Annotated in this window: 25 protein-coding genes and 1 pseudogene; 19 read left to right on the forward strand and 7 right to left on the reverse strand. The window is 69.0% G+C overall.

Going from position 1 to position 26,215, the window contains the following annotated elements; all coding sequences use genetic code 11:
• Positions 1-18 precede the first annotated feature (18 nt).
• From EGT67_RS03720 to EGT67_RS03745, 6 genes are all read left to right on the forward strand, one after another.
• The gene (locus EGT67_RS03720; RefSeq protein WP_127914650.1) at positions 19-888 is read left to right on the forward strand and encodes an alpha/beta fold hydrolase; all 870 of its coding nucleotides are present in this window, start codon (positions 19-21) and stop codon (positions 886-888) included.
• Positions 885-1,721: a 3-(cis-5,6-dihydroxycyclohexa-1,3-dien-1-yl)propanoate dehydrogenase gene (gene hcaB, locus EGT67_RS03725; RefSeq protein WP_127914651.1), complete on the forward strand. Its 837-nt coding sequence runs from the start codon at positions 885-887 to the stop codon at positions 1,719-1,721. The genes EGT67_RS03720 and hcaB overlap by 4 nt, the downstream gene beginning before the upstream one ends.
• Positions 1,718-3,319 carry an acyl-CoA synthetase gene (locus tag EGT67_RS03730; RefSeq protein ID WP_127914652.1) on the forward strand — a complete coding sequence of 534 codons (1,602 nt, stop codon included), beginning with the start codon at positions 1,718-1,720 and terminating at the stop codon, positions 3,317-3,319. Before hcaB ends, EGT67_RS03730 begins: the two co-directional genes overlap by 4 nt.
• Positions 3,316-3,714, forward strand: a complete 399-nt coding sequence (locus EGT67_RS03735; RefSeq protein WP_127914653.1) for a hypothetical protein — start codon at positions 3,316-3,318, stop codon at positions 3,712-3,714. The genes EGT67_RS03730 and EGT67_RS03735 overlap by 4 nt, the downstream gene beginning before the upstream one ends.
• Positions 3,715-3,869: 155 nt before the next feature.
• The gene (locus EGT67_RS03740) at positions 3,870-4,700 is read left to right on the forward strand and encodes a class I SAM-dependent methyltransferase (RefSeq protein WP_127914654.1); all 831 of its coding nucleotides are present in this window, start codon (positions 3,870-3,872) and stop codon (positions 4,698-4,700) included.
• A 38-nt stretch (positions 4,701-4,738) separates the two neighbouring features.
• Positions 4,739-5,743 (forward strand): endonuclease/exonuclease/phosphatase family protein, encoded by a 1,005-nt coding sequence (locus EGT67_RS03745; protein WP_127914655.1) that lies wholly within the window; start codon positions 4,739-4,741, stop codon positions 5,741-5,743.
• Positions 5,744-5,753: 10 nt separating this feature from the next.
• On the opposite strand, the gene EGT67_RS03750 is transcribed toward EGT67_RS03745, so the two are convergent.
• The 4 genes from EGT67_RS03750 to EGT67_RS03765 all read right to left on the reverse strand — a co-directional run bounded on the left by EGT67_RS03750 (position 5,754) and on the right by EGT67_RS03765 (position 9,415).
• Positions 5,754-6,515: an SDR family NAD(P)-dependent oxidoreductase gene (locus EGT67_RS03750; protein ID WP_127914656.1), complete on the reverse strand. Its 762-nt coding sequence runs from the start codon at positions 6,513-6,515 to the stop codon at positions 5,754-5,756.
• 172 nt (positions 6,516-6,687) lie between these two features.
• A complete protein-coding gene (locus EGT67_RS03755) occupies positions 6,688-7,506 on the reverse strand; it encodes an alpha/beta fold hydrolase (protein ID WP_127914657.1) in 819 nt (272 codons plus the stop codon).
• Between the two features lie 104 nt (positions 7,507-7,610).
• On the reverse strand, positions 7,611-8,543 hold the full coding sequence (locus EGT67_RS03760) for a 3-carboxyethylcatechol 2,3-dioxygenase (RefSeq protein WP_127914658.1): 933 nt from the start codon (positions 8,541-8,543) through the stop codon (positions 7,611-7,613).
• Between the two features lie 65 nt (positions 8,544-8,608).
• Entirely contained in the window at positions 8,609-9,415 is an 807-nt protein-coding gene (locus tag EGT67_RS03765; RefSeq protein WP_241565862.1) for an IclR family transcriptional regulator, read from the reverse strand.
• 208 nt (positions 9,416-9,623) lie between these two features.
• Here EGT67_RS03765 and EGT67_RS03770 point away from each other — a divergent pair, with 208 nt between their 5' ends.
• The 12 genes and pseudogenes from EGT67_RS03770 (at position 9,624) to EGT67_RS03825 (ending at position 22,568) form a co-directional block, all read left to right on the forward strand.
• Positions 9,624-10,220, forward strand: a complete 597-nt coding sequence (locus tag EGT67_RS03770) for an XRE family transcriptional regulator (RefSeq protein ID WP_127914659.1) — start codon at positions 9,624-9,626, stop codon at positions 10,218-10,220.
• A gap of 116 nt (positions 10,221-10,336) precedes the next feature.
• Complete coding sequence (locus EGT67_RS03775) at positions 10,337-11,134, forward strand: IclR family transcriptional regulator (protein WP_127914660.1); 798 nt, start codon at positions 10,337-10,339, stop codon at positions 11,132-11,134.
• A gap of 76 nt (positions 11,135-11,210) precedes the next feature.
• Complete coding sequence (locus EGT67_RS03780; protein ID WP_127914661.1) at positions 11,211-11,915, forward strand: HD domain-containing protein; 705 nt, start codon at positions 11,211-11,213, stop codon at positions 11,913-11,915.
• Positions 11,916-11,917: 2 nt separating this feature from the next.
• Positions 11,918-13,186: pseudogene (locus EGT67_RS03785) on the forward strand (cytochrome P450); the annotation flags it as partial.
• A 33-nt stretch (positions 13,187-13,219) separates the two neighbouring features.
• The gene (locus EGT67_RS03790) at positions 13,220-14,317 is read left to right on the forward strand and encodes a PEP/pyruvate-binding domain-containing protein (RefSeq protein ID WP_127914773.1); all 1,098 of its coding nucleotides are present in this window, start codon (positions 13,220-13,222) and stop codon (positions 14,315-14,317) included.
• Between the two features lie 68 nt (positions 14,318-14,385).
• A complete protein-coding gene (locus EGT67_RS03795; RefSeq protein WP_127914662.1) occupies positions 14,386-16,200 on the forward strand; it encodes a PEP-utilizing enzyme in 1,815 nt (604 codons plus the stop codon).
• A 1-nt stretch (position 16,201) separates the two neighbouring features.
• Positions 16,202-16,939: an SDR family NAD(P)-dependent oxidoreductase gene (locus EGT67_RS03800; RefSeq protein ID WP_127914663.1), complete on the forward strand. Its 738-nt coding sequence runs from the start codon at positions 16,202-16,204 to the stop codon at positions 16,937-16,939.
• Positions 16,940-16,950: 11 nt separating this feature from the next.
• Positions 16,951-17,271, forward strand: coding sequence for a 2Fe-2S iron-sulfur cluster-binding protein (locus EGT67_RS03805; protein ID WP_127914664.1), 321 nt, complete (start codon positions 16,951-16,953; stop codon positions 17,269-17,271).
• Between the two features lie 2 nt (positions 17,272-17,273).
• The gene (locus EGT67_RS03810; RefSeq protein WP_127914665.1) at positions 17,274-18,581 is read left to right on the forward strand and encodes an NAD(P)/FAD-dependent oxidoreductase; all 1,308 of its coding nucleotides are present in this window, start codon (positions 17,274-17,276) and stop codon (positions 18,579-18,581) included.
• A 6-nt stretch (positions 18,582-18,587) separates the two neighbouring features.
• Positions 18,588-19,235 carry an HD domain-containing protein gene (locus tag EGT67_RS03815; protein ID WP_127914666.1) on the forward strand — a complete coding sequence of 216 codons (648 nt, stop codon included), beginning with the start codon at positions 18,588-18,590 and terminating at the stop codon, positions 19,233-19,235.
• The gene (locus EGT67_RS03820) at positions 19,232-20,725 is read left to right on the forward strand and encodes an aldehyde dehydrogenase family protein (protein ID WP_127914667.1); all 1,494 of its coding nucleotides are present in this window, start codon (positions 19,232-19,234) and stop codon (positions 20,723-20,725) included. The genes EGT67_RS03815 and EGT67_RS03820 overlap by 4 nt, the downstream gene beginning before the upstream one ends.
• A 118-nt stretch (positions 20,726-20,843) precedes the next feature.
• The gene (locus EGT67_RS03825) at positions 20,844-22,568 is read left to right on the forward strand and encodes a TIGR03767 family metallophosphoesterase (RefSeq protein WP_421958084.1); all 1,725 of its coding nucleotides are present in this window, start codon (positions 20,844-20,846) and stop codon (positions 22,566-22,568) included.
• Positions 22,569-22,596: 28 nt separating this feature from the next.
• Here the strand turns inward: EGT67_RS03825 and EGT67_RS03830 are convergent, their stop codons facing one another.
• Entirely contained in the window at positions 22,597-23,151 is a 555-nt protein-coding gene (locus tag EGT67_RS03830) for a potassium channel family protein (protein WP_127914668.1), read from the reverse strand.
• 220 nt (positions 23,152-23,371) lie between these two features.
• Between EGT67_RS03830 and EGT67_RS03835 the strand changes: the two genes are divergently transcribed.
• Complete coding sequence (locus EGT67_RS03835) at positions 23,372-24,751, forward strand: ROK family protein (protein ID WP_127914669.1); 1,380 nt, start codon at positions 23,372-23,374, stop codon at positions 24,749-24,751.
• Here the strand turns inward: EGT67_RS03835 and tsaD are convergent.
• The gene (gene tsaD / locus EGT67_RS03840; protein WP_127914670.1) at positions 24,696-25,736 is read right to left on the reverse strand and encodes a tRNA (adenosine(37)-N6)-threonylcarbamoyltransferase complex transferase subunit TsaD; all 1,041 of its coding nucleotides are present in this window, start codon (positions 25,734-25,736) and stop codon (positions 24,696-24,698) included. The genes EGT67_RS03835 and tsaD overlap by 56 nt on opposite strands.
• A 5-nt stretch (positions 25,737-25,741) precedes the next feature.
• Entirely contained in the window at positions 25,742-26,212 is a 471-nt protein-coding gene (rimI, locus tag EGT67_RS03845) for a ribosomal protein S18-alanine N-acetyltransferase (RefSeq protein WP_127914671.1), read from the reverse strand.
• Positions 26,213-26,215 lie beyond the last annotated feature (3 nt).

Consider the following 26,215-nt stretch of genomic DNA (forward strand, 5'->3'; position numbering starts at 1 on the left):
CAAGGAGCGCGTGACACAGTGACAACGAATGCAGCGGCGGAGACGGCCGTGACCACCCGCGAGGTCGAGACCTCGCTCGGCACCATCAAGGTGAGCGAGGCCGGCAGCGGCCCGGTCCTGGTGATGCTGCACGGCGGCGGCCCGGGCGCGTCGGCGATCGCCAACTACAGCCAGAACCTGCCGGCGCTGACGCCGCACTTCCGCGTCGTGCTGCCGGACCAGCCGGGCTTCGGCGGCAGCTACCGCCCCTCGGAGGAGGACCTCCAGGAGCGCAGCATCACGCAGATCACCGTGGACGCGCTCATCCAGACCCTCGACGCAATGGGCATCGAGGAGTTCCACCTGATGGGCAACAGCCTCGGTGGTGCCGCCGCGATCGCGCTCGCCCTGGCGATCCCGCACCGCGTCACCCGCCTGGTGCTGATGGCTCCGGGCGGCGGCTGGCTGCCGTTCGGCCCGACGCCGACCGAGGGCCAGAAGGCGATGTTCCGCTACTACAACGGCGGCGGCCCGACCGTGAAGAAGATGAAGGACTTCGTCCGCACCATGGTCGCCGATCCCAAGCAGTTCGACGACGCCAACATCCAGGCCCGCTACGAGGCGTCGCTGGACGAGAGCCACATCGAGTTCTACCACCGCTACAACGCCGCGTTCGCCCGTCGTCACGGTATGGATCCGCTGTGGCGCGACGCCCACAAGATCAAGGCGCCGACGCTGCTGCTGTGGGGCACCGACGACCGCACCATCACGTTCGAGGGCTCGCAGCTGATGCTCAAGCAGATCCCGGACGTGCAGCTGCACGCGTTCAGCCGGTGCGGCCACTGGGTCCAGGTCGAGCGGCAGAAGGAGTTCGAGCGGCTCGTGGTGGATTTCCTGGAGGATCAGTGACCGGGTGGCTCGAGGGCAATGTCGCCCTCATCACCGGCGGCGGCTCCGGGCTGGGCCGGGCCGTCGCCGAGCGGTTCCTCGACGAGGGCGCATCGGTCGTCGTCGCGGACCGCGATCCCGCCAAGCTGAGCGAGCTGCTGGAGGCGGCCGGCGATCGCGCCGACCGCGTCCACACCGTCGAGGCCGACGTCCGGTCCACCGCCGACCAGCATCGTGCGGTCGCCGAGGCGGTCGGGCGCTTCGGTAAACTCGACACCCTGGTGCCCAATGCCGGCATCTGGGACTACCAGCGCAGCATCACCCGCCTGGACGGCGAGGAACTGTCCGCGGCGTTCGACGAACTGTTCGCGATCAACGTCAAGGGCTACCTGCTGGCCGTCGAGGCCGCGTGGCGCGAGCTGGTCAAGACCCGGGGCAGCGTCGTGATGACGCTGTCGAACTCGGCCTTCTACCCGAACGGAGGCGGTCCGCTGTACACCGCGAGCAAGCACGCCTGCCGCGGACTGGTGCTCGAACTTGCCTACGAGCTGGCCCCGAAGGTGCGCGTCAACGGCGTCGCCGCCGGCGGCATGCGCACCGACCTGCGCGGACCCGAATCGATCGGTCTGGCCGACCGCTCGATCGAGGCGTCGTTCGCGCGCAGCGCCACGACGGGCGCCAACCCGTTGCTGCCGCTGCACGACGCCAGCGTCGACCCTGCCGACTTCACGGCGCCGTACGTGCTGCTGGCCTCGTCGGCCAACAGCTCCAACATCACCGGTGCGATCATCCCCGTCGACGGCGGCATCGCCGCCCGCGGGTTCCGCACTGCAGCGGGCGGAGACGATCTGTGAGCACCGAGAAGACCCCTGTCGACATCAGCCCGGCCCGTGCGCTCCAGAACCTGGGCCGGCTGCACGGTGACCGCACGGCGCTGATCTACGAAGACCACACGATCGACTACCGCGACCTGACGACGCGGGTGCACGCGGCGGCGCTCGCCCTCCACGCGTCGGGCATCCGCAAGGGCGACCGGGTGGCCTACCTCGGTCTGAACAGCCCGACGTTCCTCGTGACCTACCTCGCCTCGGCGTGGGTGGGTGCCGTGTTCGTGCCGATCAACTTCCGCCTGGCCGCCGCCGAGATCGCCTACCAGCTGGGCGATTTCGGACCGCGCGTTCTGGTCGTCGAGCCCGGCCACATGCCGGTGGTCGACGAGATCGATCCGTCCGTCCTGCCGTCGCGGATGCTCGCGGTCGACAACGACGACGCGGTGCCGCTGACCGGGGAGCCGTCCGAGCGCTGGGAGCGACTGACGGCCGCCCTCGCCCGCGGCGCGGCCCAGGAACTCACCCTGTCGCCGCTGCCGCGGTATGCAGACGACCTGGCCGCGCTGATGTACACGTCGGGCACCACCGGACGCCCCAAGGGCGTGATGCTCACGCACGGCAACATCTGGTGGAACTCGTTCAACGTGGACTCGGTGGTCGAGACCAGCCGCAGCGACGTCAACCTCGCGGTGGCGCCTCTGTTCCACATCGGCTGCCTCAACTCGTTCACCCTGCGCAGCCTCGCCCGTGGCGGTGCCACGCTGGTGCGCCGCACGTTCGATCCGGCGCGCACGCTCGCCGACATGGTCGAGTACAAGGTCAACACGATCTTCGCGGTGCCGGCGATGTTCTCCGCGATCGCCCAGCTGCCCCATTTCGCCGACGCGGACCTGTCGCAGTTGCGCTCGGCGATCGTCGCCGGCGCTCCCGTGCCGCCGAGCCTGGTCAAGGACTACGGCCATCACGGTGTCGCGCTGCAGCAGGCCTGGGGTCTGACCGAGACCGCGCCGTTCGCGACCTCGCTGCCGCCCGAGCGCACGCTCGAGCGGGCGTCGTCGGCGGGCCTGCCGATGCCGTTCACCGAGATCAAGATCGTCGATCCGGCGACGGGCACGACGCTCACCGAACCCAACGCGGCCGGTGAGATCTGTGTGCGCGGCCCGAACGTCACGCCGGGCTACTGGGCCAACCAGCAGGCCACGGAGGCCGCGTTCGACGCCGAGAACTGGTTCCACTCGGGCGATCTGGGCTGCCTCGACGAGGAGGGCTTCCTCTACATCGTCGACCGGATCAAGGACATGATCATCACCGGCGGCGAGAACGTCTACCCGGCCGAGGTCGAGCGGGTGCTCGTCGAGTACCCGGGCGTCACGGACGCGGCCGTCGTCGGCGCACCGGATCCCAAGTGGGGCGAGATCGTCGTCGCGGTCCTGGTCGTCTCCACCGAGACCGATCCGACGCTCGAGGAGATCCGCGAGTTCACCGGCGAACGCCTCGCCCGGTACAAGCTGCCCAAGGAGATCCTCGTTCTGGATTCTTTGCCGCGCAACGGTTCCGGAAAGCTCGACAAGGTCTCGCTCCGCAAGCTCGCGGCCGACGGCCACGGTTCCCTGAGCCGATGAGCACGCCGGGCTGGCCGCTGACGTACACCGTCGACGACGGTGGCGCTCCGCACGCGGTCCGCGCACGGTTCGCCGTGCGCGGGCCCCTCGGGAACGCCTACCCCGCGGGTATCGCCGACCTCGAACTCGACATCGACGGACTGCGCGACGCCCAGGTGCTGCGCGGACTCGGGGCGCGGATCCTGCGCGAGAACCCGGCGTGCCGACGGATCGTGCTGCCGGTACCGGTCGGCGACCTCGACGCGATCGGCTTCGCCGAGGACGCCGGATTCCGCTACGTCGTCGACGTCGACGTGCCCGGGGAACGCGGTGCGATCACCGAACTGTCCCTCCTGGTCCTGGAACCGGGCTGGGTCGCGGACGCGCCGACCGCCGTCGACGACCTGCCCCTCTGACCGAGCCGGCCCCGAAGGGCGGTCGGATTCACCCGAATCCGACCGCCCTTCAGTCATTTTCGGGGATCGCTGCGGCGCGCCTCCCCCGCACTCGACTCGAGTTCTGGTACTTGGTTGAGGTGAATGCATCTGCCACGCCGAGCCCATCGGCCCTCATGTCCGCCGCCGCCCGCGCCGCCCACGCGATCGTGGACCCGCCGCCGCATCTGATCGTCGACGAGACCGCGCGACGCATCTGCGCGGCCGCCGGCAGCCCGTCGCCGCTCGACTTCCACCTTGCCCACCCCACCGAACCGATCCTCGCCGCGGCCCGCGTGTCGGCCGCCGCCCGCAGCGCCTACGCCGAGCAACTGCTGCGCTCCTCGGGCCTCCGCCAGTTCGTCGTCCTGGGCGCGGGCCTCGACACCGCCGCATCGCGCGCACCGGGATCGTGCGCCGTGTGGCACGTCGACCTCCCCGGGGTGCTCGCGTGGCGCGGGTCGCTGCTCGACGGGGCCGGTGTCCCGGACCGCGGTGTGCCGGTGCCGGTCGACCTCGCCGTCGCCGACCCGGTTCCCGCACTCGTGCGCGCGGGCCTTCGAGCCGACGAGCCCGTCTTCGTGTCCTGGCTCGGGGTGTCGATGTATCTCGACGCCGACGGGGTGCGGCGCACCTTCGAATCCCTGGGTGCACTCGCACCGGGGTCCGAGTTGGTGTTCGACCACATCGTTCCCCCGGCCGACCGCGACGACGCCGGCGCCGACTACGCCCGGGCCGTGTCCGCCGCGGTCGGCGCGCAGGGCGAACCGTGGCGGTACACGCCTCCGCTCTCCGAACTGGAGGGTCGACTGGACGCGACCGGATGGTCGACGGTCGCGTCCGTGCGTGAATCCGACTCCGCCCCTGCGGGATTCTGGGCACGGTCGGTCGCACTGCGGCCCATGGAGTTGGTCCGCTTCACCCACGCCAGGCTGTCGCCGCCGCCGCGCACCGGACGAGACGGATAGGCTCGCGGCGTCCGGTTCGACGACACGTGGGGGATCCGATGAGGCGTGCGGTCACACTTCGGCGGGCGGCGGCGGTCGTCGCCGGTGCCGGGATCGCGGCGGGGCTCGCCGCGTTGGTCGCGTTCGGCTCCGGGGCCACCAGCAACGTGGTCATCGTGGCGGCCTCGTTCGCTCCGCTGCTGCTGGTCGGGACAGTGGTCGGCGCGATCGCCGCCGCCGCGGCTCGACAGTGGGTGCTGCTCGGGGTCTCGGCGGTCGTCCTGGCGCTGGGTGCGTGGGCGTTGGGGCCGCTGTGGGTGGGCGGCGCCGCGGGCGAGCACGCCCCACCGACGGGCCCGGCGATCCGGGTGATGCAGTCCAACATCATGGTGGGATCGGCGGACCCGGCGGAGCTGGTGCGGTCGGTCCGCGAGCGGGATGTCGACGTGCTCACGATCCAGGAGCTGACCGAGCCGTCGGTGGAGGCGTTGCGGGCGGCAGGGCTCGAGGAGGTCCTGCCGCACACCTTCCTGGCGCCGCACGTGACCGGTGGCGGCGGCGCCGGGATCTACAGCCGGTTGCCGCTGTCGAACGGCCGCAAGGTGGACGGGATGGCGCTGACGAATCTGGTTGCCGAGGTCGATGCCGGACTGACCGAACCGGTGGTGGTGTTCGACGTGCACCCCGTGCCCGCGTACATCGCGCCGGCCACCGACTGGATCGAGGATTTCGATCGACTGCGGGACGCGATGGACGAGGCCGCGGTGCACGAGAACGTGATCGTCAGCGGGGACTTCAATGCCACCTACGCGCACCGCAAGTTCCGGGATCTCCGCCACGGCGGCTACGTCGACGCCGCGGACCAACTGGGCGCCGGCATCCTGCCGACGTACCCGACCGACAAGAGCTACCCCGCGGTCGTCGGGATCGACCACATCCTCACCAAGGGCGCGCAGGCGACGTCGCTCGAACGCATCGACGTCGTCGGCTCGGATCACCACGGACTCGTCGCCGACGTGCAACTGAGTGCGCCTCAGAACGGCGGCGGATCGCCGTCGCAGTGAGGGGCGCTCATCACCAGACCCGCATGCCCCCGTCGACGACGAGGTCGACGCCGGTCACGTACGAGCTCTCATCGGACGCGAGGAAGAGCGCGACGTTTGCGACCTCCTCGGGCCGACCGAACCGACCCAGCAGCGTCCGGCCGAGCATGGCCCTGGTCCACTCGGCGTCCGCCAACTGCGCCTCGGTGGCCTTGCTCTCGATCAGGCCGGGCGAGATCGAGTTGACGCGGATCCCGTGCTCGCTGCCCTCCAGAGCAAGTTGGCGGGTCATGCCGATGACCGCCGATTTGTTCGCGGTGTGTGACAGGGACGGGATCTGCTTGAAGCTGAGCGAGGCGTTGAGCGAGGCCATGTTCACCACCACTCCGTGGCTGGCCTTCAGCCAGGGCCAGGCGGCGCGAGTGAGGTAGAAGACCAGGTCGACCTCGTCCCGACGCGCGCCGGCCCAGTCGGCGTCGCTGATGTCTTCGAGGCGGTCGAAGTAGGCCCGACCGGCGAGGTTGAACAGCACATCGATCCTCCCGAACCGGTCCGTCGCGAACTCGACCAGCCGCGCGCATTCGGCCGGATCACTCAGCCGGCACGGCTGCAGCGACACCATCTCGCCACCGACGGCGCGCACCAGTTCGGCGGTCTCCTCCGCCTCTGCGACGGCCACGTCGCATCCGACGATCAGTGCTCCCTCCCGGGCGAACACCCGGGCGGTGGCGCACCCCATGGCTCCCCCCGTGCCGGTGATCACGCAGATCTTTCCCGCAAGCCGACCCGACATCTCAGTGGCCTTCCTCGACGATGGCGAGCATTCGGCGGTTGTCGAGTTGGCAGATCCGCTCGCCGCGCTCGCCGACCTGCCCCGCAGTCGATCGACGCCGATCCGTTCTCCATGTAACCCCCGAGGCCCTGCGCCCCGCCAGGCCAAGGTCCGTCCGAACCGTCACTCGACGTCAGGCGACATCGTTGCAATCCACGACTCGCTCGAGGTGCGTGCGCACCGCCCGCGCCACCACGTCCGGGCCCTCCAGCATCGGGATGTGCCCGACACCCGACAGCACGATCTCCTCGACGCTCCCGGGCAGTTCGTCGAAGAATCGCTGGATGCACGTGTCCCGGGTCAGGAACGTGTCGAACTCCCCCAGGATCAGCGAGGTCGGCGCGGTGACGCGGTCGAGTCCGGTGAGAGGCCCGTCGCGCAGGAACGCGAGCAGGATCGGCAGGTACACGGTGCAGTGCGACACCGCCCGGATGACGTTCGTGGCGTCGTCGGGGTCGACCCGGGACGTGTCGTGGCTACAGTTCGCGATGACGGGTCGTTGGAAGAACCGATTCGACGCGGCACGGTCACCGAGCACCCGGGCGAGCGCCATGAGCGGGTACTGCGCCACGAACCCGAAGCCGGTCCGGAACTCGGTGCGAGAGAACCGCTTCCAACCACCTCCCGGGTTGACCCCCGCTATGGAACGGGCACGGCCCCGACGCGCCAGTTCGAACGCGACCTGGCCGCCCAGCGAGTTCCCGACGACATGGCAGGTGTCCCATCCGATCTCGTCGAGTTCCCGTTCAATGCCGTCGGTGATTCCGCCGATCCCCAGATCGCGCCACCGCAGTCGCGGCCCGCCCCAGTGCCCGGGCATCGTGAGCGCGAGGACGTCGTAGTCGGACGCCAGATCGTCGACCACGCGATGCCACACGTGGTGTGACAGCGTGAAGCCGTGCAACAACAGCACGGGCTCACCGGATCCCCCGCGATACGCCGACGTCACCATGTCGTCTCCTCCCCCGAGGCGTCCTTCATGGGTAGCACCCGGGTCCCGGAACGACAAGGGCCGGGCGCTCCCGACGAACGCCCGGCCCTGCACGGAAGTACGTGCTACTTCGCGGTGGTCACCGCGAAGCCGGCCACCCACTCGGGGATGGCGCGGTAGTAGCGCGACTGCAGTTCGTACGCGCCGGATGCCGCGAGCGCGGCGTAGGCCGCGATCCAGGTGCGGACCTCGTGCGACGATCCGCCGCCGTGCTCCTCGAAGAACTCGTTGCTCCAGCCGTCGAACTGCTCGAGGTCACCGGACGCGACGATGTCGAGAACGTCGTTGTCCCACTCGGGATTCAGCGGCCTGCGGGTGGACGTGCCGGCCGCCAGGTCGATTCCGGACTGCACGACGCGCTGCTCACCGCGGGCACGCTGCTCGGGGGTGGGCGGATTGCCGAGGATCAGGGCCTCGGCGACGCGCGGCGGGGCGCCCGCGAGGATCGGCACCGGCGGGTCGTGCGACAGGCCGCCGGACGCCAGGAACAGCACCCGCTTGTCGAGCAGCGCCGCCGCCTCGCCGAGCGCCTTGCCGAACTGGCGGATGCGGCGTACCGGGCCGAGCGGAGCCGCGACACCATTGATGAACACCGGCACGACCGGGACCGACCGGATGCCGCCGAACAGCATCTCCAGCGGCTGCACGAAGCCGTGGTCGACCACCATGCGGGCCGAGATCGTCAGGTCGATGTCCCGCTCGAGCACACCCTCGGCGATCCGGTTGGCCGACTCCGCGTCGACGAGGATCTCGCCCTCCGCGGAACCGAAGTCGCCCACCGCGATCGCGCCGGTGGCGATCGCGAACGGGGGCATCTTCTCGTAGAAGAAGCCGTTGTAGTGGTCGGGCGCGAACAGCACGACGACCTCGGGATCGAACTCCTCGATGAACTTCCGCGCCCCGGCAACGGCGTGATCGACCTCGTCGAGCACCTGCTGAGCGGGATCGTTGAGCCCGATCAGCGGTGAGTGGGACAGCGCAACCAGCGCGACTGGCATGAACGGCTCCTTCGGCCTGAATCAGATTCCGGGACAGGTTCTTCCCGAACGTTGTGTGACGGCGCCTACGACGCGAGTGCGACCTGCGACGCGGACAGCGCCCGCGACGCGGCCAGGCACACCCGACGCAGCGCGGGTTCCGCACTCGCGGGCGAGTAGCGGGAGGCCTGACCCGAGACCGAGAACGCCGCGATCGGCCGCGACCCGGCGCCCGTCACGACACCCCCGACGCACACGAGCCCCTCGCGGGTCTCCTCGCGGTCGAAGGCGACACCCGTCCTGCGCACCTGGGACAGCTCGACCCGCAACTGACCGATGTCGGTGATCGTGTGCGTCGTCCGGGAGGCCAGCTGCGAGCCGATGAGCGCCTCGGCGTCCTGACCGGAGTACGCGAGCAGCGCCTTGCCCACCGCGGTGCAGTGCGCCGGCGCGCGCCCGCCGACGCGGGACGGCGACGCGACGGACCGGTGACCGTAGAGCTTGTTGATGTAGAGGATGTCCGCGCCGTGCAGCACCGCGAGATGCACCGTCTGACGGGTGGCCTCGTACAGGTCGGCCAGGAACGGGGTGAGGACGTCGCGGACGACGGAGTGCTGTGGCGCGTATACCCGGCCGCCGAGGTTGTGGAGCTCGGCACCGAGCCGGTAGTCGCTGCCGACCCGCTCGACGGCGTGGTTGCGCTCGAGCATGCCGAGGATCCGGAAGGCCGTCGACTTGCTCAGCCCGGACCGCCGGGCGAGTTCGCTCACGCCGACCCCGGAATACGCTTCCTGGCCGAAGCTGGTGAGCAGGCTCATCGCCTTGTCGACGGCGGCGCGGCCGTCCCGTCCCGAGCTCGACTGCGACAGATCGGTCAGCTCCTGCACGCCCATGACCCCTACCACTTCACTCTGCGAATCGGACATCTCCGGCGCGACCCGGCGCCGCATCCGAGTGTGCCCACCTGCCATTTGTATGTCAAGATTGACGATAGTGATACTAAAAGTGACACCTGGTTCGGCTCCGCTTTAATCGGTTGGAGCATTCAGCTCATTGGAAGGAGCCGCGCGGCACCGTGCACGCCCGTCGAGAGGAGGACCCGTGGACAGCAACGGCCTGATAGCGCGCAACGTTCAGCGCTTCCGCAACGAACGCCAGATGAGCATGGGCGACCTGGCCAAGCGCGCGAATCTGTCGAAGCAGACCCTCTCGAAGATCGAGCAGGGTGTAGGCAATCCCACAGTCGAAACCATTGACGCGATCGCCGAGGCGCTGGACGTCCCGCTGCGACGCCTCGTCACCGAGTGGGGCACCCGCGTGTTCGTCGTCCGCGCCGCAGAAGGCGCGTGGAACGACAAGCCGGGAACCGGGTCCACCAAGGTCCTCGACCAGATCTACGGCTCCGGTTACGTGCGCACCAGCCTGACCCGGCTCCGGAACGCCGGGACCGACGACATCGACGCGCTGGTTCGACCGCCCGACTCCGCCGGAACCCTCATCCATGCGTACGTCATCAGCGGCAAGGTGCGGGTCGGGCCGGCCAACGAACTCACCGACCTCGGCACCGGCGACTTCGTGCAGTTCCCCAGCGACGTGCCGTGGGTGCTCACGTCGCTCACCGCCGACGCGACCGTCCACGTCGTCACGACGATGCCGCAGGTCCCGCAGTTCGGGCCGATCGGCGACGAGAACGCCTGAGCAGCGGGACCGACACAGGCGATCTCGCCGACCCCGCCGCCGCGATGTGGTGACGATCGGCCCTGTGGAGCAGGATCTGACCACGAAGGGGCTCGAGAGTCGGAAGGCGGTTCGACATGGCAGGTACTCCCCGCGAAGCGGGCCGGACCACCACGTCGCGGGTACTCGCGATCCTCGAGGTGTTCGAGAACGATCCCGGGCCGATCGCGTTGAGCAACATCGCCGCCGAGACCGGCATGCCGTTGACCACGGTGCACCGCCTGGTCGGCGAACTCGAGCGGTGGGGCGCACTGCTCCGCGTACCGGACGGTCGATATCAGGTCGGCATCCGCCTGTGGGAGATCGGCCAGAACGCCGGCGTGCGGCTCCGTGACATCGTCCATCCCCCGCTCCAGGATCTGTTCGACCTCACCCACGAGACAGTCCACTTCGTCGTGCGCCGCGGCACCGAGGTGATCTACGTCGATCGGATCTACGGCAGTCGGCGCGTCCCCCGCCTCGCACGGGTCGGCAGCCGACTCCCGCTGCATCCGACAGCCGTCGGGAAAGTACTTCTGGCATATCAGGATCCATGGTTCCGGGAGACGTATCTCGCCGGCACGCTGGAACGCCACTCCCGATTCACCATCACCGAACCGGCGCGGCTCGCACGCGAACTCGACACCATCCGCGAACTGGGGTACGCCAAGACCCAGGAGGAGATGGTGCTCGGATCGTGCTCGGTCGCGATCCCGGTCCGTGCACCGAACGACGAAGTCGTCGCCGCGCTCGGCATGGTCCTCCCGAGCAACCGTTCGACGGACATGACCCGGTTCCTGCCACCGCTGAAGGGCACCGGGGCCCGACTGGAAAAGATGTTCAAGGCTCTCCCGCAGCCCGTCGAACAGGCAATACGCAGCTTCTGGTTGAGCTGATTCCGTTCATCGGAAGAGTTCCCTTGGCCCCGTCACCGCCAGGGGTCAGAGTGTTCCGTGTCACAAGGAGGACGACATGGAGACCAACAGCACAGGGCATCCAGGCGACAGTGACCGCATCGGAACGGACCCGACGCACGACCACATCTGGCGCAGGGCCGCCCCGTATCTTCGAGTGCGGGACAACGACTCTCACACGCTGTATGCGTTCGGTCTCGCCCGGGCCCTGATCGACCAGGTTCCGGGGACGCGGCCCGAGATCGTGCTGCCGGCGATCCTGCTCCACGACGTCGGCTGGTCGACGGTCCCGGAGGACCTGGTGCTGGAAGCGATAGCGCCACAGCCGCGGCATCCGGAACTGGTCCGGGTCCACGAGATCGAGGGCGCCGCGATCGCGCGGTCGATCCTCGGCGACGTCGGCACACCCGATGCCGACATCGACGAGATCACCGCGATCATCGACGGTCACGACAGCCGCCGCGAGGCCACCAGCCCCAGCGACGCGGTCGTCAAGGACGCCGACAAGCTCTGGCGACTCACACCACACGGGCTGGCCACCGTCGGCCGATGGTTCGGACTCGCCCCGTCCGAGGCGCTGCGCCTGGTCGGGTCCCGGACCCACGACCACCTGTGCACCGAACCCGCCCGGGTGATGGCCCGCGCGTTCGCCGCGATCGCGTCGACCCGGTCGTCGCCGCAGCTTCTCGAACTGTCGCCCTCCGCACCGAATACCCCAGACACCGCGCTCTACGAGCACCCGACACCGCGAGTCCAGGAGTGAACATGTCCGCGCCGACGCAGCAGACGACCGCCACCGTGCCCACCGGTGGTTGCCCGGTCGACCACCATGGCTACGAACCGTTCGACATGAACGACCCGTTCTCGGCCTACGCCCGCCTCCGTGCGACCGAACCCGTCATGTTCGACGAGCGGATCGGCTGCTGGGTGGTCACCCGCTACGAGGACATCAAGGCCGTCTTCGACAACTGGGAGGTCTTCAGCAGCGAGAACGCGCAGGCTCCGGTCCGGGAACGAGGGCCGCAGGCGAAGAAGATCATGAACGACGGCGGGTTCACCGCCTACTCGGGCCTGTCCGCCCGCCGGCCACCGGAGCACACCCGGATCCGCAAGGCGACCTCGAAGGCGTTCACTCCGCGCCGCTACAAGGCACTCGAACCGTTCATCCGCGCGAACGTCGACAAGCAGTTGCGGGCCCTGCTCGCGCACGAGGACCGCCGCGGCGACCTGCTGCGCGACCTCGCCTACGACGTACCGACCGTGACGATCCTGACGCTGATCGGTGCCGACGCGAGCCAGGTCGACCAGTACAAGCGCTGGTCCGACTCCCGCGCCGCGATGACGTGGGGAAACCTGAGCGACGAGCAGCAGATTCCGCACGCGCACAACCTGGTCGAGTACTGGCAGGAGTGCCTGCGGTTGGTGGCCCACGCCCACACGCACGGCGGCGACAACCTCGTCGCCGACCTGGTGCGCGCCCAGCAGGAGGGCACGGAGATCACCGACCACGAGATCGCGTCGGTCTGCTACAGCCTGCTGTTCGCCGGGCACGAGACGACCACGACGCTGATCTCCAACACGCTGCGCCTGCTGCTGGCCCACCGGGATCAGTGGGAGGCGCTGCGGGAGGATCCCAAGAAGATTCCGAAGGCCGTCGAAGAGGTGCTGCGCTACTCCCCCTCGATCGTCGCCTGGCGCCGAAAGGCACTCGAGGACACGATGATCGGAGAAACCGCGATCTCGGCTGGAGCCGAGATCCTGTTGGTGATGGGCTCCGCCAACCGGGACGAGTCACAGTTCGCCGATCCCGAGAGCTTCGACATCACCCGCGACAACGCGCGCGAGCACCTCGCCTTCGGCTTCGGCCTGCACTACTGCCTGGGCAACATGCTCGCCAAGCTCCAGACCCGCATCGTCGTCGAGGAGGTGCTGAAGACGGCCCCGTTCCTCGAACTCGTCGATCCCGACGCGATCACCTTCGGTGAGAACCTGTCGTTCCGCGCCCCGACAGCGGTGCCGGTGCGGTGGGACGCGCCCGGCGACAGCGCGGCCGACACGGAGGGCACCATCGAGACCGGGGCGGCCCGGTACATCCAGTTCTTCGACAGCCCACACGAGCCGCAGCACGATCAGTTGGGCGGCAAGTGCGCCTCGCTGGTGTCGCTGACGGCGGCCGGCATGCCGGTGCCGCCCGGCTTCGCGCTCACCACGATGCTCTACGACGACTTCATCGCGTCGGCCGGCATCGCCGACGAGATCCGTGAGCTGCTCGCGGGCCTCGATCCGGAGGACGTCACCGGCGTTGACGCGGTCTCCGCGCGGATCCGGGACGCGATCACCTCGCGCCCCGTCCCGGAACCGCTGCGACACTTGACGATCGAGGCGTACGAGCGGCTGCAGTCGCGGTTCGACCACCCCGTGCCGGTGGCGGTACGCTCGTCCGCGACCGCCGAGGACCTGCCCGACGCCAGCTTCGCCGGCCAGCAGGACACGTACCTGTGGCTCAACGGGATCGACGAGGTGCTCGAGCACATCCGGCGCTGCTGGGCATCGCTCTACACCAGCCGCGCGATCACGTACCGGCTGAAGAACAACATCCCGGACGCCGGGCTCTCGATGGCCGTCGCGGTCCAGAAGATGGTCAGCGCCAAGGTCGCCGGCGTCGCTATGACGATGGACCCCACCAACGGGGACCGCTCGAAGATCACCGTCGACGCGTCGTACGGTGTCGGCGAGATGGTGGTCTCCGGTCAGGTCACCCCGGACAACATCGTGCTCGACAAGGTGATGCTGACCGTGGTGTCCGAGACGATCGGCGACAAGCACGCCGAACTGATCCCCGATCCGGTCTCGCACCGCCTCGTCGAGCGTGAGGTCGACGCCGACCGCCGCACCTGCCGCAGCCTGAGCGACGACGAACTGCAGGCCGTCGCCGCGATCGCCAAGCGCGCCGAGAAGCACTACGGATGCCCCCAGGACATCGAGTGGGCCCTCGACGCCGATCTCCCGGACGGCGAGAACCTCCTGCTGCTGCAGTCCCGCCCCGAAACCGTCTGGTCCGCAAAACCCGCGCAGGACAAAGCAACCGAGACCACCGCACCTGCACGGCGGACCTTCGACATGAGCTCGATCAGCCGAGCCATGACCAAGCCACACTCCGCCTGATCCGACCGCGCACTTCGCATACACATCCAGCACCCACCCCGCACTGCTTTCCTTCCAGAGGAACTCCCATGACGATGAAGTCCTTTCCGAGCCCCTTCGACCTCGAGACGCCCGCCGGCGCCGAGGGCTGGCAGGAGCTCTACCCGTACAACATGGTCTTCCAGCCGAACCGCCAGGACGTCGACGACGCCAAGTTCTGGTTCTGCGACAGCCAGCACTGGCCCACCGTGTTCAAGCCGTTCGAGACCATCGGTGGTGAATTCGCCGTCAAGTGCCTGGGCCAGTACAACACCCGGCACCTGCTGATCCCGAACTCCAACGGCATCGAGTTCAAGATGCACCTCGGCTACCTGTACATGTCGCCGATCCCCGCGCCCGAGGAGGAGTTCGACACCCGCGCGCCGCTGTTCGAGGAGCGCGCCGCGTACTACTACCAGAACTGGGATTCGCTGCTCGAGAAGTGGCACAAGAAGGTTCGCCAGACGATCGACGAGATGAACGCGCTGTCGTTCGCGAAGCTGCCCGACATGGTGTCGATCGAGGACATCCGCTCGGGCACCGCCAAGGACGGCACCGAGGTTCTGCTCGAGAACTACGACCGGCTGATCCAGCTCTGCTACCAGAACTGGCAGTACCACTTCGAGTTCCTCAACCTCGGGTACATCGCATACCTCGACTTCTTCGGCTTCTGCAAGGAGGTGTTCCCGAACATCCCCGACCAGTCGATCGCGACGATGGTGCAGGGCGTCGACATGGAGCTGTTCCGGCCCGACGACGAGCTCAAGCACCTCGCGAAGCTGGCGGTGGAGCTCGGGCTGACCGGGTTGTTCGGCGACACCGACGACCCGGCCGGAACCCTGGCCCGGATCGCGGCGGCACCGAACGGCGCCGCGTGGATCGCCCAGTACGAGGGCGCCCAGGATCCATGGTTCAACTTCACGGTCGGCAACGGCTTCTACGGCCACGACAAGTACTGGATCGAGCACCAGGAACTCCCACTGGGGTACATCGCCGACTACATCCGGCGCCTCGGTGAGGGACAGGAGATCATGCGCCCGGTGGCCGAACTGGCCGCCGAACGCGACCGGATCGCCGAGGAGTACCGCGACCTGCTCGACGACGACACGCGAGAGTCGTTCGACGCCAAGCTCGGTCTGGCCCGCACCGCGTACCCGTACGTCGAGAACCACAACTTCTACATCGAGCACTGGACGATGGGCGTCTTCTGGCGCAAGGTCCGGGAGCTCTCCCGGATGCTGCACGAGGAGGGTTTCTGGCCCGAGCAGGACGACCTGCTGTACCTCAAGCGCGGCGAGGTGCGCGAAGCCCTGTTCGACCTCGCCACCGCGTGGGCCGTCGGCGCCGAGCCGACCGGACCGCACTACTGGCCCGCCGAGATCGAGCGCCGTCGAGGCATCATCGACGCGCTGAAGTCCCGCCGCCCCGAGCCGGCACTCAACACTCCCCCGGAGTTCATCACCGAGCCGTTCACGAGCATGCTGTACGGCATCACCACCGAGCAGGTCCAGCAGTGGCTCAGCGACGACGAGCAGTCCGGCGACAATCTCCGCGGCATGGCCGCGTCGCCGGGTGTCGTGGAGGGCGTCGCCCGCGTCGTCACCAGCTCCGACGAGCTGTCGCTGGTCCAGGACGGCGAGATCCTCGTCGCGCCGGTGACGGCTCCGTCCTGGGGCCCGATCTTCGGGAAGATCAAGGCGACGGTGACCGACATCGGCGGCATGATGAGCCACGCCGCGATCGTGTGCCGCGAGTACGGTCTGCCGGCCGTGACCGGCACCGGCTCCGCGTCGACCCAGATCCGGACCGGGCAGCGTCTGCACGTCGACGGCACCAAGGGTGTCGTCACGATCCTGGGCGAGTGAGATGAGAACCGTTCTGATCACCGGTGGCGCCGGCGGACTCGGCCGCGCGTTCGCCCAGGGATTCGCCGACCGCGGCTACCGTGTGGCCGTCGCCGACATCGACGCCGCCGGCGCAGAGGAGACCGCAGGACTGCTGCGCGAGAGCGCCGCCGAGGCGATGTCGCTGGCGGTGGACGTGACCTCGATGGAATCCACCGACGCGATGGCGGCCGCGGTCGCCGAGTTCGGCGGCGGCCACATCGACGTCCTCGTCAACAACGCGGCGATCTACGCCGGCGTCACCCGGTCCCCCTTCGAGGAGATCGACCCGGATGAATGGGACCGCGTCATGGCGGTGAACCTCAAGGGACCGTGGATGTGCGCGCGGGCCTGCAGCCGGTACCTCGCGGAGGGCGGATCGGTCGTGAACCTCTCCTCCGCAACAATTCTCAGCGGATCGGCGCACTGGATGCACTACGTGGCATCGAAGGGCGGCGTCGTCGCACTGACCCGGGTGATGGCCAAGGAATTGGGTGCACGGTCGATCACCGTCAACGCGATCGCGCCCGGCTTCACCCTCACCGAGGCGAGCTACGGACTGATGGAACAAGCCGAGACCTACGGCGTCGACCGCGGCGCGATCAAGCGGGCCAGCCGGCCCGACGACATCGTCGGCGCCGCACTGTTCCTGGCCGGTCCGGACAGCAAGTACATCACCGGCCAGACCCTCGTCGTCGACGGCGGCCGACAGTTCATCTAGGAGGCGCAGCGATGCCCACAGTCACCTACACCGATCACGACGGCAACACCCGCGTCGTCGAAGGCAGCGTCGGCGATTCCGTCATGGAGGTCGCGATGCGCAACGGAGTCGCCGGAATCGTCGCCGAGTGCGGAGGCTCGCTGTCGTGCGCGACGTGCCATGTCTTCGTCCGACCGGACCAGTTCGAAGGCCTGTCGGCGATGGACGACATGGAAGACGAGATGCTCTACGGCACGGCCGTGGACCGGCAGGACAACTCCAGGCTGTCCTGCCAGGTCAAGCTCACGGACGGCATGGACCTGCACGTGCACACACCGGAAACGCAGGTGTGACGATGACTTCCGACGACTCCGTCGCCGGCGACGGGCTGCTCATCATCGGGTCGAGTCAGGCCGGCGTCCAGCTGGCCGGCTCGCTCCGCGCCCTCGGGTACGCGCCGCCGATCACCCTGCTGGGCGACGAGAACCACCGCCCCTACCAGCGGCCGGCACTGTCCAAGGAGTTCCTGCAGGGCCTGGTGTCCGCAGAATCACTGATCTTCCGCAGCGCGGAATACTGGGACGAGCACCGCATCTCGCTGGTCAAGGGTGAACGCATCACCAGCGTCGAACGCGGGCCCGACGGGTCGGGCGTCGCCGTCGCGGCGTCCGGCACGAGGTTCCCCTTCGACCGTCTCGCGCTGACCGTCGGGGCCCGCGCCCGGACGATCGACGTACCCGGCGCCGACCTGGACGGGGTGCTGTACCTGCGCAACGCCGACGACGCGCTCGAACTCCGGCGGCGCATGCCCGACGCCACCGACGTCGTCGTCGTCGGCGGCGGCTTCATCGGAATCGAGGCAGCCGCGAGCGCGCTGAAGATGGGCCGGAACGCGACCGTACTCGAGGCCGGGCCGCGCCTGGTCGGCCGGGCCGTCGGGCCGGAGACGTCGGAGCATCTCCTCGCGGCGCACCGCGAGCGAGGGATGCGAATCGACTTGGACGCCAAGGTGACCCGGATCGTCGGCGCGGACGGCACGGTGACGGGCGTCGAGCTGGCCGACGGGCGCGTCCTGCCCGCTCAGATCGTGCTCGTCGGCATCGGCGTCGCACCGAATGTCGAACTGGCGCAGTCGATGGGGCTCGTCTGCGACGACGGCGTCCGTGTCGACGAGTACGCGCTGGCCTCCGACGGCACCACGGTCGCCGTGGGTGACTGCGCGAACATGCCCAACCCCGTGCCGGGCGCGGACCCGGGCGACCGGATCCGGGTCGAGAGCGTCAACAATGCGATCGAGCACGCCAAGATCGCCGCCTACTCCCTGACCGGGCGCCGCACCGAATACACCAGCATTCCGTGGTTCTGGTCGAACCAGGGGGATCTGAAACTGCAGATCGCGGGGCTCTCGACCGGATACGACACCACGGTCGTGCGCCGGGACGACGCGAAGGGCAAGTACACGGTCCTGTACTACCGCGGCGGACGCGTCGTCGCCGCCGACTGCGTGAACAATCCGATCGACTTCATGGCCGTCCGGAGCGCACTGGCGAAGGGCGCCCACATCCCCGCCGATCTCGCGGCCGACCCCGCGACGGCCCTCAAGACCATCACCACCGAGAGCGCCGACGTCCTCTCGGCTTCGACTCCACCCGAATCGAGGTAGCGCACGATGCGTACCCCCACCGCCCTTCCCGTCGACACGTCGCCGCTCGTCGTGGCGCCCGATGCCGGCACCGACCTGGATCCGATCTGGAAATCGGTGGTCCCCGAGTCCCGAGCCCGCGGGAACGACATCCACCTGCCGACGTCGTTCGCGTACGCCGAGCGACTGTGCGACAGCTACCCGGAGGCCGACGCGCTCCTCGTCCGCGTCTCGATCCTGTTGCACGACACCGGATGGGGACGTGTCGACGAATCGCGGATCCTGTCGGAGGGCTTCAGTGGCGACTGGCGCAGGGCCGCGATCCGCTACGAGCACGAGCGCCAGGGCTGCATCATCGCGCGCGAGGTGCTGCCGCCGCTCGGGTACGACGACGAGTTCGTCGAGCGCGTCTGCGAGATCATCGACGGCCACGACACGCGCGCCGACGCGAAGTCCCTCGAGGACGAACTCGTGCGCGACGCCGATCGGCTGTGGCGCTTCGCACCCGTCGGTATCGCACTCGCCTCGTCCTGGTTCGAGATGACGCCCTCGGTGTACTGCGACCGGCTCGAGAGCGAGATCCTGCCCGAACTGAAGACCGAAGCCGGATATCGGATCGCCGTCGCGGATCTCGATCGGTCCCGCGCCCTGTTGAAGACGGATGTGCTGCGATGACGGGTACGGCACCCAGCCGGGACGGGCTCGAGCTTCCCTACACACACGTCGACGACCTTTTTGTCGACGGCACCTGGGTCGCGTCCACGGGCGGCGAGCGCATCGACGTCGTCGACCCCGCCACCGAGGAGGCGTGGGGTTCGGTACCGAACGCCTCCGCCGGCGACGTCGATACGGCGGCCGAAGCCGCCCACCGTGCCTTCCGCGGCCCGGGCTGGTCGGACCTGCGCCCGTCCGAACGTGCGCAGTATCTACTGCGGATCGCGGACGAGATCGAGAAGCGGGCCGAGCCCATGGCCTGGACCACCACCCGCGAGAACGGCAGCCCGATCGCCGAGACCTCGGGCAGCGCAGCCAACGCCGCCGGCATCTTCCGCTACTTCGCGTCGCTCGCGCCGTACCTCGAGAGCGTCGATGTGCGGCCGTACCCCAACGGCCAGGGAACGACCGCCGTCTTCCGCGACCCCATCGGCGTCTGCGCTCTCATCGCGCCGTGGAACTTTCCGATCAACCTCGTGGTGGCCAAGTTGGCGCCCGCACTGATCGCCGGATGCACAGCGGTGATCAAACCCGCCGAGTCCACGCCGCTGTCGATCCGGTTCGTCGTCGAGGCCGTCGCGGCCGCCGGGGTGCCCGCCGGGGTCGTGAACCTGGTGACCGGGACAGGCGCCGTCGGCGATCGACTGGTGCGCCATCCCCTCGTCCGCAAGGTCGCCTTCACCGGGTCGACCGGGGTCGGCCGGAGGATCGCTGCGGCCTGCGGCGAACTGCTGCGGCCGGTCACTCTCGAACTCGGCGGGAAGTCGCCGGCGATCGTGCTCGAGGACGCCGACCTCGACGCCTTCTCGCAGGTGCTCATCCGTTCCTGCATGCGCAACACCGGCCAGACCTGCTACATCTCGACGAGGATCCTCGCGCCCGCGTCGCGCTACGACGAGGTGGTCGACACCGTCAGCCGCACCGTGGCCGCGGCACGCCAGGGAGATCCCCTCGACGGCGACACCGTCTTCGGGCCGTCGGCGACGAAGGCCCAGTACGACAAGGTCCTCGGGTACATCGACGGTGCCCGGGCGGAGGGAGCCCGGGTCACCACCGGCGGCGGCCGCGCCGACACCGACCGCGGATACTTCGTCCGGCCCACCGTCTTCGCCGACGTCACCGAGGACATGACGATCGCGCGCGAGGAGGTCTTCGGCCCGGTCGTGACGATCCTGCGGTACGACACCGTCGACGACGCCCTGCGGATCGCGAACGGCACCGACTTCGGGCTGGGCGGAATCGTCTTCTCCGCCGACGAGGCGCGGGCCGTCGAGGTCGCGCGGCGCATCGACACCGGATCGGTCGGGATCAACTTCTTCGCCTCCAACCACAGTGCGCCGTTCGGTGGACGCGGAGACTCCGGACTGGGCGTCGAGTTCGGGATCGAGGGCCTGAACGCCTATCTCACGCCGCAGTCCGTCCACCGCCGGGTAGGCCCGAACGCCAGGTAGTGGCCCCGGTCGCGGGGAACGCGGGGGCGTGACACGACCCACGCCGTTCCACCTAACGGGACGCTGTCGGCGATCCGTCGCCTACAGTGTCCGCGTGGGTGAACATCAGGTGAACGGCATGAATCGGCGGACCTTCTTCGGAGCCGCGGGCGTCGGCGCCCTCGGAATCGCGGGACTCCCGCTCGTCGGCAACGGATCGTGGAATCCGCTCGTGGGCCGGGCGCTCGCAGCCCCGTTGCCCGCATCGATCACCGGCACGACGCTGGAGTCCGTCGCGGTTCCCCTCGGCACGAGCGGCTACCGTCGCCTCACCGCCGGACCCGGCTGGCCGCTGGTCGTCCGAAACGACCTCGCAGAGGCCAAGTCCGGTCGCGAGGACCGCCGCACGGCGCTCGCGTCGATGGTCCAGCTCACCGACGTCCATGTGGTCGACGCGCAGTCGCCCACTCGTTTCGAGTACGTCCACCCCTACCAGGGCGCCGCGTTCCGCCCGCACGAGACCATGACCACCCAGGGCCTGGTCTCCCTGATCGATCGGGTGAACGCGCTCCGGATCGGCCCGCACACCCAGCGCGAGTTCGACGCGGTGATCACCACCGGCGACAACACCGACAACAAGGAGTTCGTCGAGCTGGGCTGGTTCCTCACGGCCCTCAACGGCGGCACCTTCACCCCCAACACCGGCGACCCGACCCGCTACGAGGGCGTGCAGAACTCGGGTGCCGAGCTGTACTGGAACCCCGAGTCGTCGATCCAGGACATCTACAAGAAGGCCGGATTCCCGGAGATCCCCGGCCTGCTGACCGCCGCACTCCGGCCCGTCACCAGCCCCGGTCTGAACACCAAGTGGTACTGCGTGTTCGGTAACCACGACGACTCCGTCGAGGGAACGCTCCCGAGCGGCATCCCGTTCCTCGAGCAGATGTACACGGGCGACAAGAAGTTCGAGGTGCCGGACTCGGCCGACCAGGCGGCGCGCATCTCGAGCGCCATGAGTTCCGACCCGACGGCCCTGCTCAACCTGCTGTCGGCGATCTCCACCCCGCCGCGCACCGTCACGCCGGACGCGGGCCGCAAGCCGTTCACCCCGCGCGAGTTCATCGCCGCGCACCTCGACCCCGCCGCCACCGGGCCCGGCCCGGTCGGCCACGGCTTCGCCCCCGACGCCGACGAGAGCGGAATCGGCTACTACACCTTCGAGATCGCACCCGGCGTGATCGGCATCAGCATGGACTCGACCAACCGCGCCGGCCTGGTCGACGGCTCGCTCGGCGAGGAACAGTTCAAGTGGATCGAGCAGACCCTGCTGGCCGGCAGCAGCAAGTACTACGACACCAACGGCGCCCTGATCACGCAGGGCCGCACCGACACCTACTTCGTCCTGTTCAGCCACCACACGAGCACGACGATGGCGAACACCCTCCCGGACCCCGAGCGCCCGCTCGAGCCTCGGCTCAAGGGCGCGCAGCTGGTGGATCTGCTGCACCGCTTCCCGAACGTCCTCGCCTGGGTCAACGGCCACACCCACGAGAACCGGATCACCCCGCAGGTCGGGCGGACGCCGGAGCAGAGCTTCTGGGAGATCAACACCGCGTCGCACATCGACTTCCCGCAGCAGGGCCGCATCATCGAGGTGGTCGACAACGAGGACGGAACCGTCTCGCTGCTGACGACGCTGATCGAGGCCGACAGCCCGTACCAGGTCGACTACGACGACTTCTCGCCCGCGGGCCTGGCGTCGATGTATCGGGAGTTCTCGTTCAACGACATCCACGCCGATCCGAAGCTGCTGGGCGGATCACCCGACCACAACGTGGAACTCGTTCTCGCGACGCTGCGCTAGGTATCGCAAGACCCCGCAAGGCCCGTCGTCACGAGTCGTCGCTCGACTCGCCTCGACGGGCCTTGCCCCATTTCACCGCCTGGGTCAGCAGCTTCACGACCACGGCCAGCATCACCAGGTTGCCGACCATCATCACGCTCACGATCAACCGCGCCGTCTCGTCGACCGCGACGATGTCGCCGAACCCGACGGTGGCGAAGACCGTGAGCGTGAAGTAGAGCGCGTCGATCCGGCTGAGCGGTTCGCTGAACGCGTTCGAATCCACCTGCCCGAGCAGGAAGGTCGCAGTCGCCGAACCCAACAGATACACCGGCAGCGTCACGGCGAGCGCCTCGGCCGCACGCAGCGCCGGCGTGGGCGAGCGGACGATCTGACGCACCTGCCAGAAGCACAGCGCCGCGACGAGCAGGAGCCCACCGATGAGGATCACGACCGCCCCCGCATTCGACAGGCGGTCCATCGGGAGAGCGAAGTAGGCGATCACCAGCAACACGACGGTGAGGAAGGGCCGCAGCAGCGCTAGCCGCAGCAGTCGACGCCGCTCGTGCCGGTCCAGCCCTCGCAGCGGGTCGCCGTCGGACATTTGCCCCTCGCTTCCGCAGTCCCGCTGGCACAGCGGTCAGCCCGTTCTACCGCGAACACTCTACGTGACCTGCGACGACACGCGGTACCGAGCAGCGGCGGACGATGATCTGTAACATTCAGATAACGACGCCGATTGCTGGAGGGGACGGACCGCGTCTTTCCGCTGCGTCCGAAGCCGGAACCCGAACAGTTTCGGAGACCGATACGGGAGGTGAACAGTGCGCAATTCGCTCGGGATCTCCACGGGCTCAGCCGGTGTGTGCGGCGCACTCGTCACCACCGACGACACGGGCAGCCAATCCGTCGAATACCGCACGATCTCCGCAGACCTGGACAGCCACGCAGATGTCGGCGACCTGGCGCTGTCCGCGATCGGGCTCATGACCACCCAGGTTCCCGACCGCAGGATCGAACCCGACGCGATCGCCGTCGCCTACCGCACCGACCGCCAGGCCGCGGCGGTGCGATCCGCGGCCAAGTCGCAGCGCAAGGCGATTCGCCTGGTGCCCGAGACCGTCGCCACCCTCGCCTACCTGCGGAGCACCGGACTCGTCGATCGGTACGACTGCATCGCTCTCGCGGACCTCGGGGCATCCGGGCTCACCGTCACGGTCGTCGACCCCGCCGACGGCACCGTCACCTTCTGCGACCGCACCTCCCGTGTCCGCGGCGAGATCGCGTCCGGTGGTCGCGGGAGCGGGATCGGGTCCCGGGTGGCGAAGTTCGTCGGCGAGTCCATCAGTCACGCCGAGCGTGAACCCGCTGCCGTCGTCCTGGTCGGCGGGGGCGCGAACATCCCCGAGGTCGGCAAGGGGCTCGACGCGGCCTTCGACTGCGCGGTCATCGTCGTGCCCGAACCGGAGGCCGCCACCGCCAAGGGCGCGGCACTGCTCGCCGGATCGAATGCCCGACAGCAGTTCCCGGTGGTCACCGGGTCCGGCGGCCGACTGTCCGCTCCCCTGATCGCGGCCTTCGTGCTGGGCGCGCTGGTCGTCGGTTACGGCGTCCAGCAGATGATTCCGAGCAGCGCGGAGAACTACTCCCCCACGGGCACCCTGGTCGAGACTCCGAGCGCGACCCCCACGCCCACGAACGAGCCCTCCGGTTCCGTCGTGCAACCCGAGGACACCGGGATCCCTTCGGTCGACCCGACCCCGACGTCGACGGTCCCCGTGCCCGCCGCACAGGTGCCCGCCTCGGCGGCCGAGACCACCACCTCGGCCGCGACGACCACCCCGCCGGCCCCGACCACGTCGACACCGACCAGCACCGCGCCCGAACCGTCGGAGACCACGAAGCAGACGCGGCCGTGGATCCCACCCCGGTGGCCCGAGAAGCCGAGTTGGCTCCCGGAGAATGCGGCGCCGCCGGGACTGCCGAGCCTCGACGTGCCGGATTTCGACGACGATGACGACGACCACGACGACGACCACGACCGGCCGCACGGACGACCGGACAGGGCACCGGGGTTCGCTCCGCCTCGGCTCCCGGATGCGATACCGGAGTTCGCCAGACCGATGTTCCCCGAACTCGGAACCGCGGTCAGCCCCGAACCTGGCTCACCGACACCGGAAGCCCCGGATTCGTCGCAGAGGTGAGCTGCGACGGCTGCGCGCCGCCCGCGATGAGATGCGCCCCGAGCGCGGCGATCATCACGCCGTTGTCCGTGCACAAGCGCGGGCTCGGCACCCGCAGCGTCAGACCCGCTGCCGCGCAACGCTCCTCCGCGAGGGAACGGATCCGCGAGTTCGCGGTCGCACCACCGCCGAGGACCAGGGTGTCGACACCCACGTCCTGAGCCGCGCGCACGGCCTTCATGGTCAGCACGTCTGCGACCGACTCCTGGAAGCCTGCGGCCACGTCGGCGACCGGAATCTCTTCGCCCGCACGCTGCTTCGCCTCGACGAACCGCGCGACAGCGGTCTTGAGTCCCGAGAAGGAGAAGTCGTGACGTGCGTCCCGCGAACCGGTCATGCCGCGCGGGAACTTGATGGCGTCCCGATCACCCCGCTGGGCAAGGCGATCGAGCGCGGGTCCACCCGGAAAGCCGAGGTCGAGCAGCCGGGCGACCTTGTCGAACGCCTCGCCGGCCGCGTCGTCGACGGTGGTGCCGAGCTCGACGATCGGCTTGCGCCCGAGTTCCTCCACGTGCAACAGGTGCGTGTGCCCGCCCGAGACGAGCAGCGCGACACACGGAGGCATCGGGCCGTGCTCGAGAGTGTCGACGGCGACGTGACCGCCGAGGTGGTTGATCGCGTAGAACGGCACCCCCCACGCGGCCGCGTACGCCTTGGCCGCGGCGACACCGACCAGTAGCGCGCCGGCGAGGCCGGGCCCGATCGTCACGGCGATCGCGTCGGGCTTGTCGATGCCCGCGGACGCGAGCGCCCGCTTCATCGTCGGAACGATCGCCTCGAGATGCGCCCGCGATGCCACCTCCGGCACCACGCCGCCGTAGCGGGCGTGCTGGTCGACGCTCGACGCGACCTCGTCGGCCAGCAGTTCGCAGCGGCCGTCACCGAGCCAGCGGACGATGCCGACACCGGTCTCGTCGCACGAACTCTCGATACCCATCACGATCATGGCCGTCACTCCTTGCCCGATGCCGGACGACGCATCGTGAATGCGTCCGCGCCGCTCGGCTGGTAGTACCGCTTCCTGGTACCGACGATCTCGAAACCCTCGCGCCGGTACAGCGCGATCGCCGGTTCGTTGTCGGTGCGGACCTCGAGGAACACCGGTCCACCCCACTTGTCCGCCACCCGCAGCAGCTCCGCGAGCAGTGCCCCGCCGATGCCGCCGCGCTGCGCCGCCGGATCGACGCCGATGGTGTGGACCTCGGCTTCCGGACTGACACTCGTGCCCAGCAACGCGACCCCGGCGTAGCCGATCATCGCGTCCGCCTCATCGCGGGCCGCGAAGTAGTGGTTGTGCCCACCCGCCAGCTCCGATCGGAACGCCTGCGCGCTCCACGGGTCGTCACCCGGGAAGAGGATCTGCTCGAGCTCCGCGCACCGGTCGGCGTCCGCGTCGATCATCGGGACGATCCGGATGCTCATGCC

The organism is Prescottella agglutinans, from assembly GCF_004011865.1.
GTDB lineage: Bacteria > Actinomycetota > Actinomycetes > Mycobacteriales > Mycobacteriaceae > Prescottella > Prescottella agglutinans.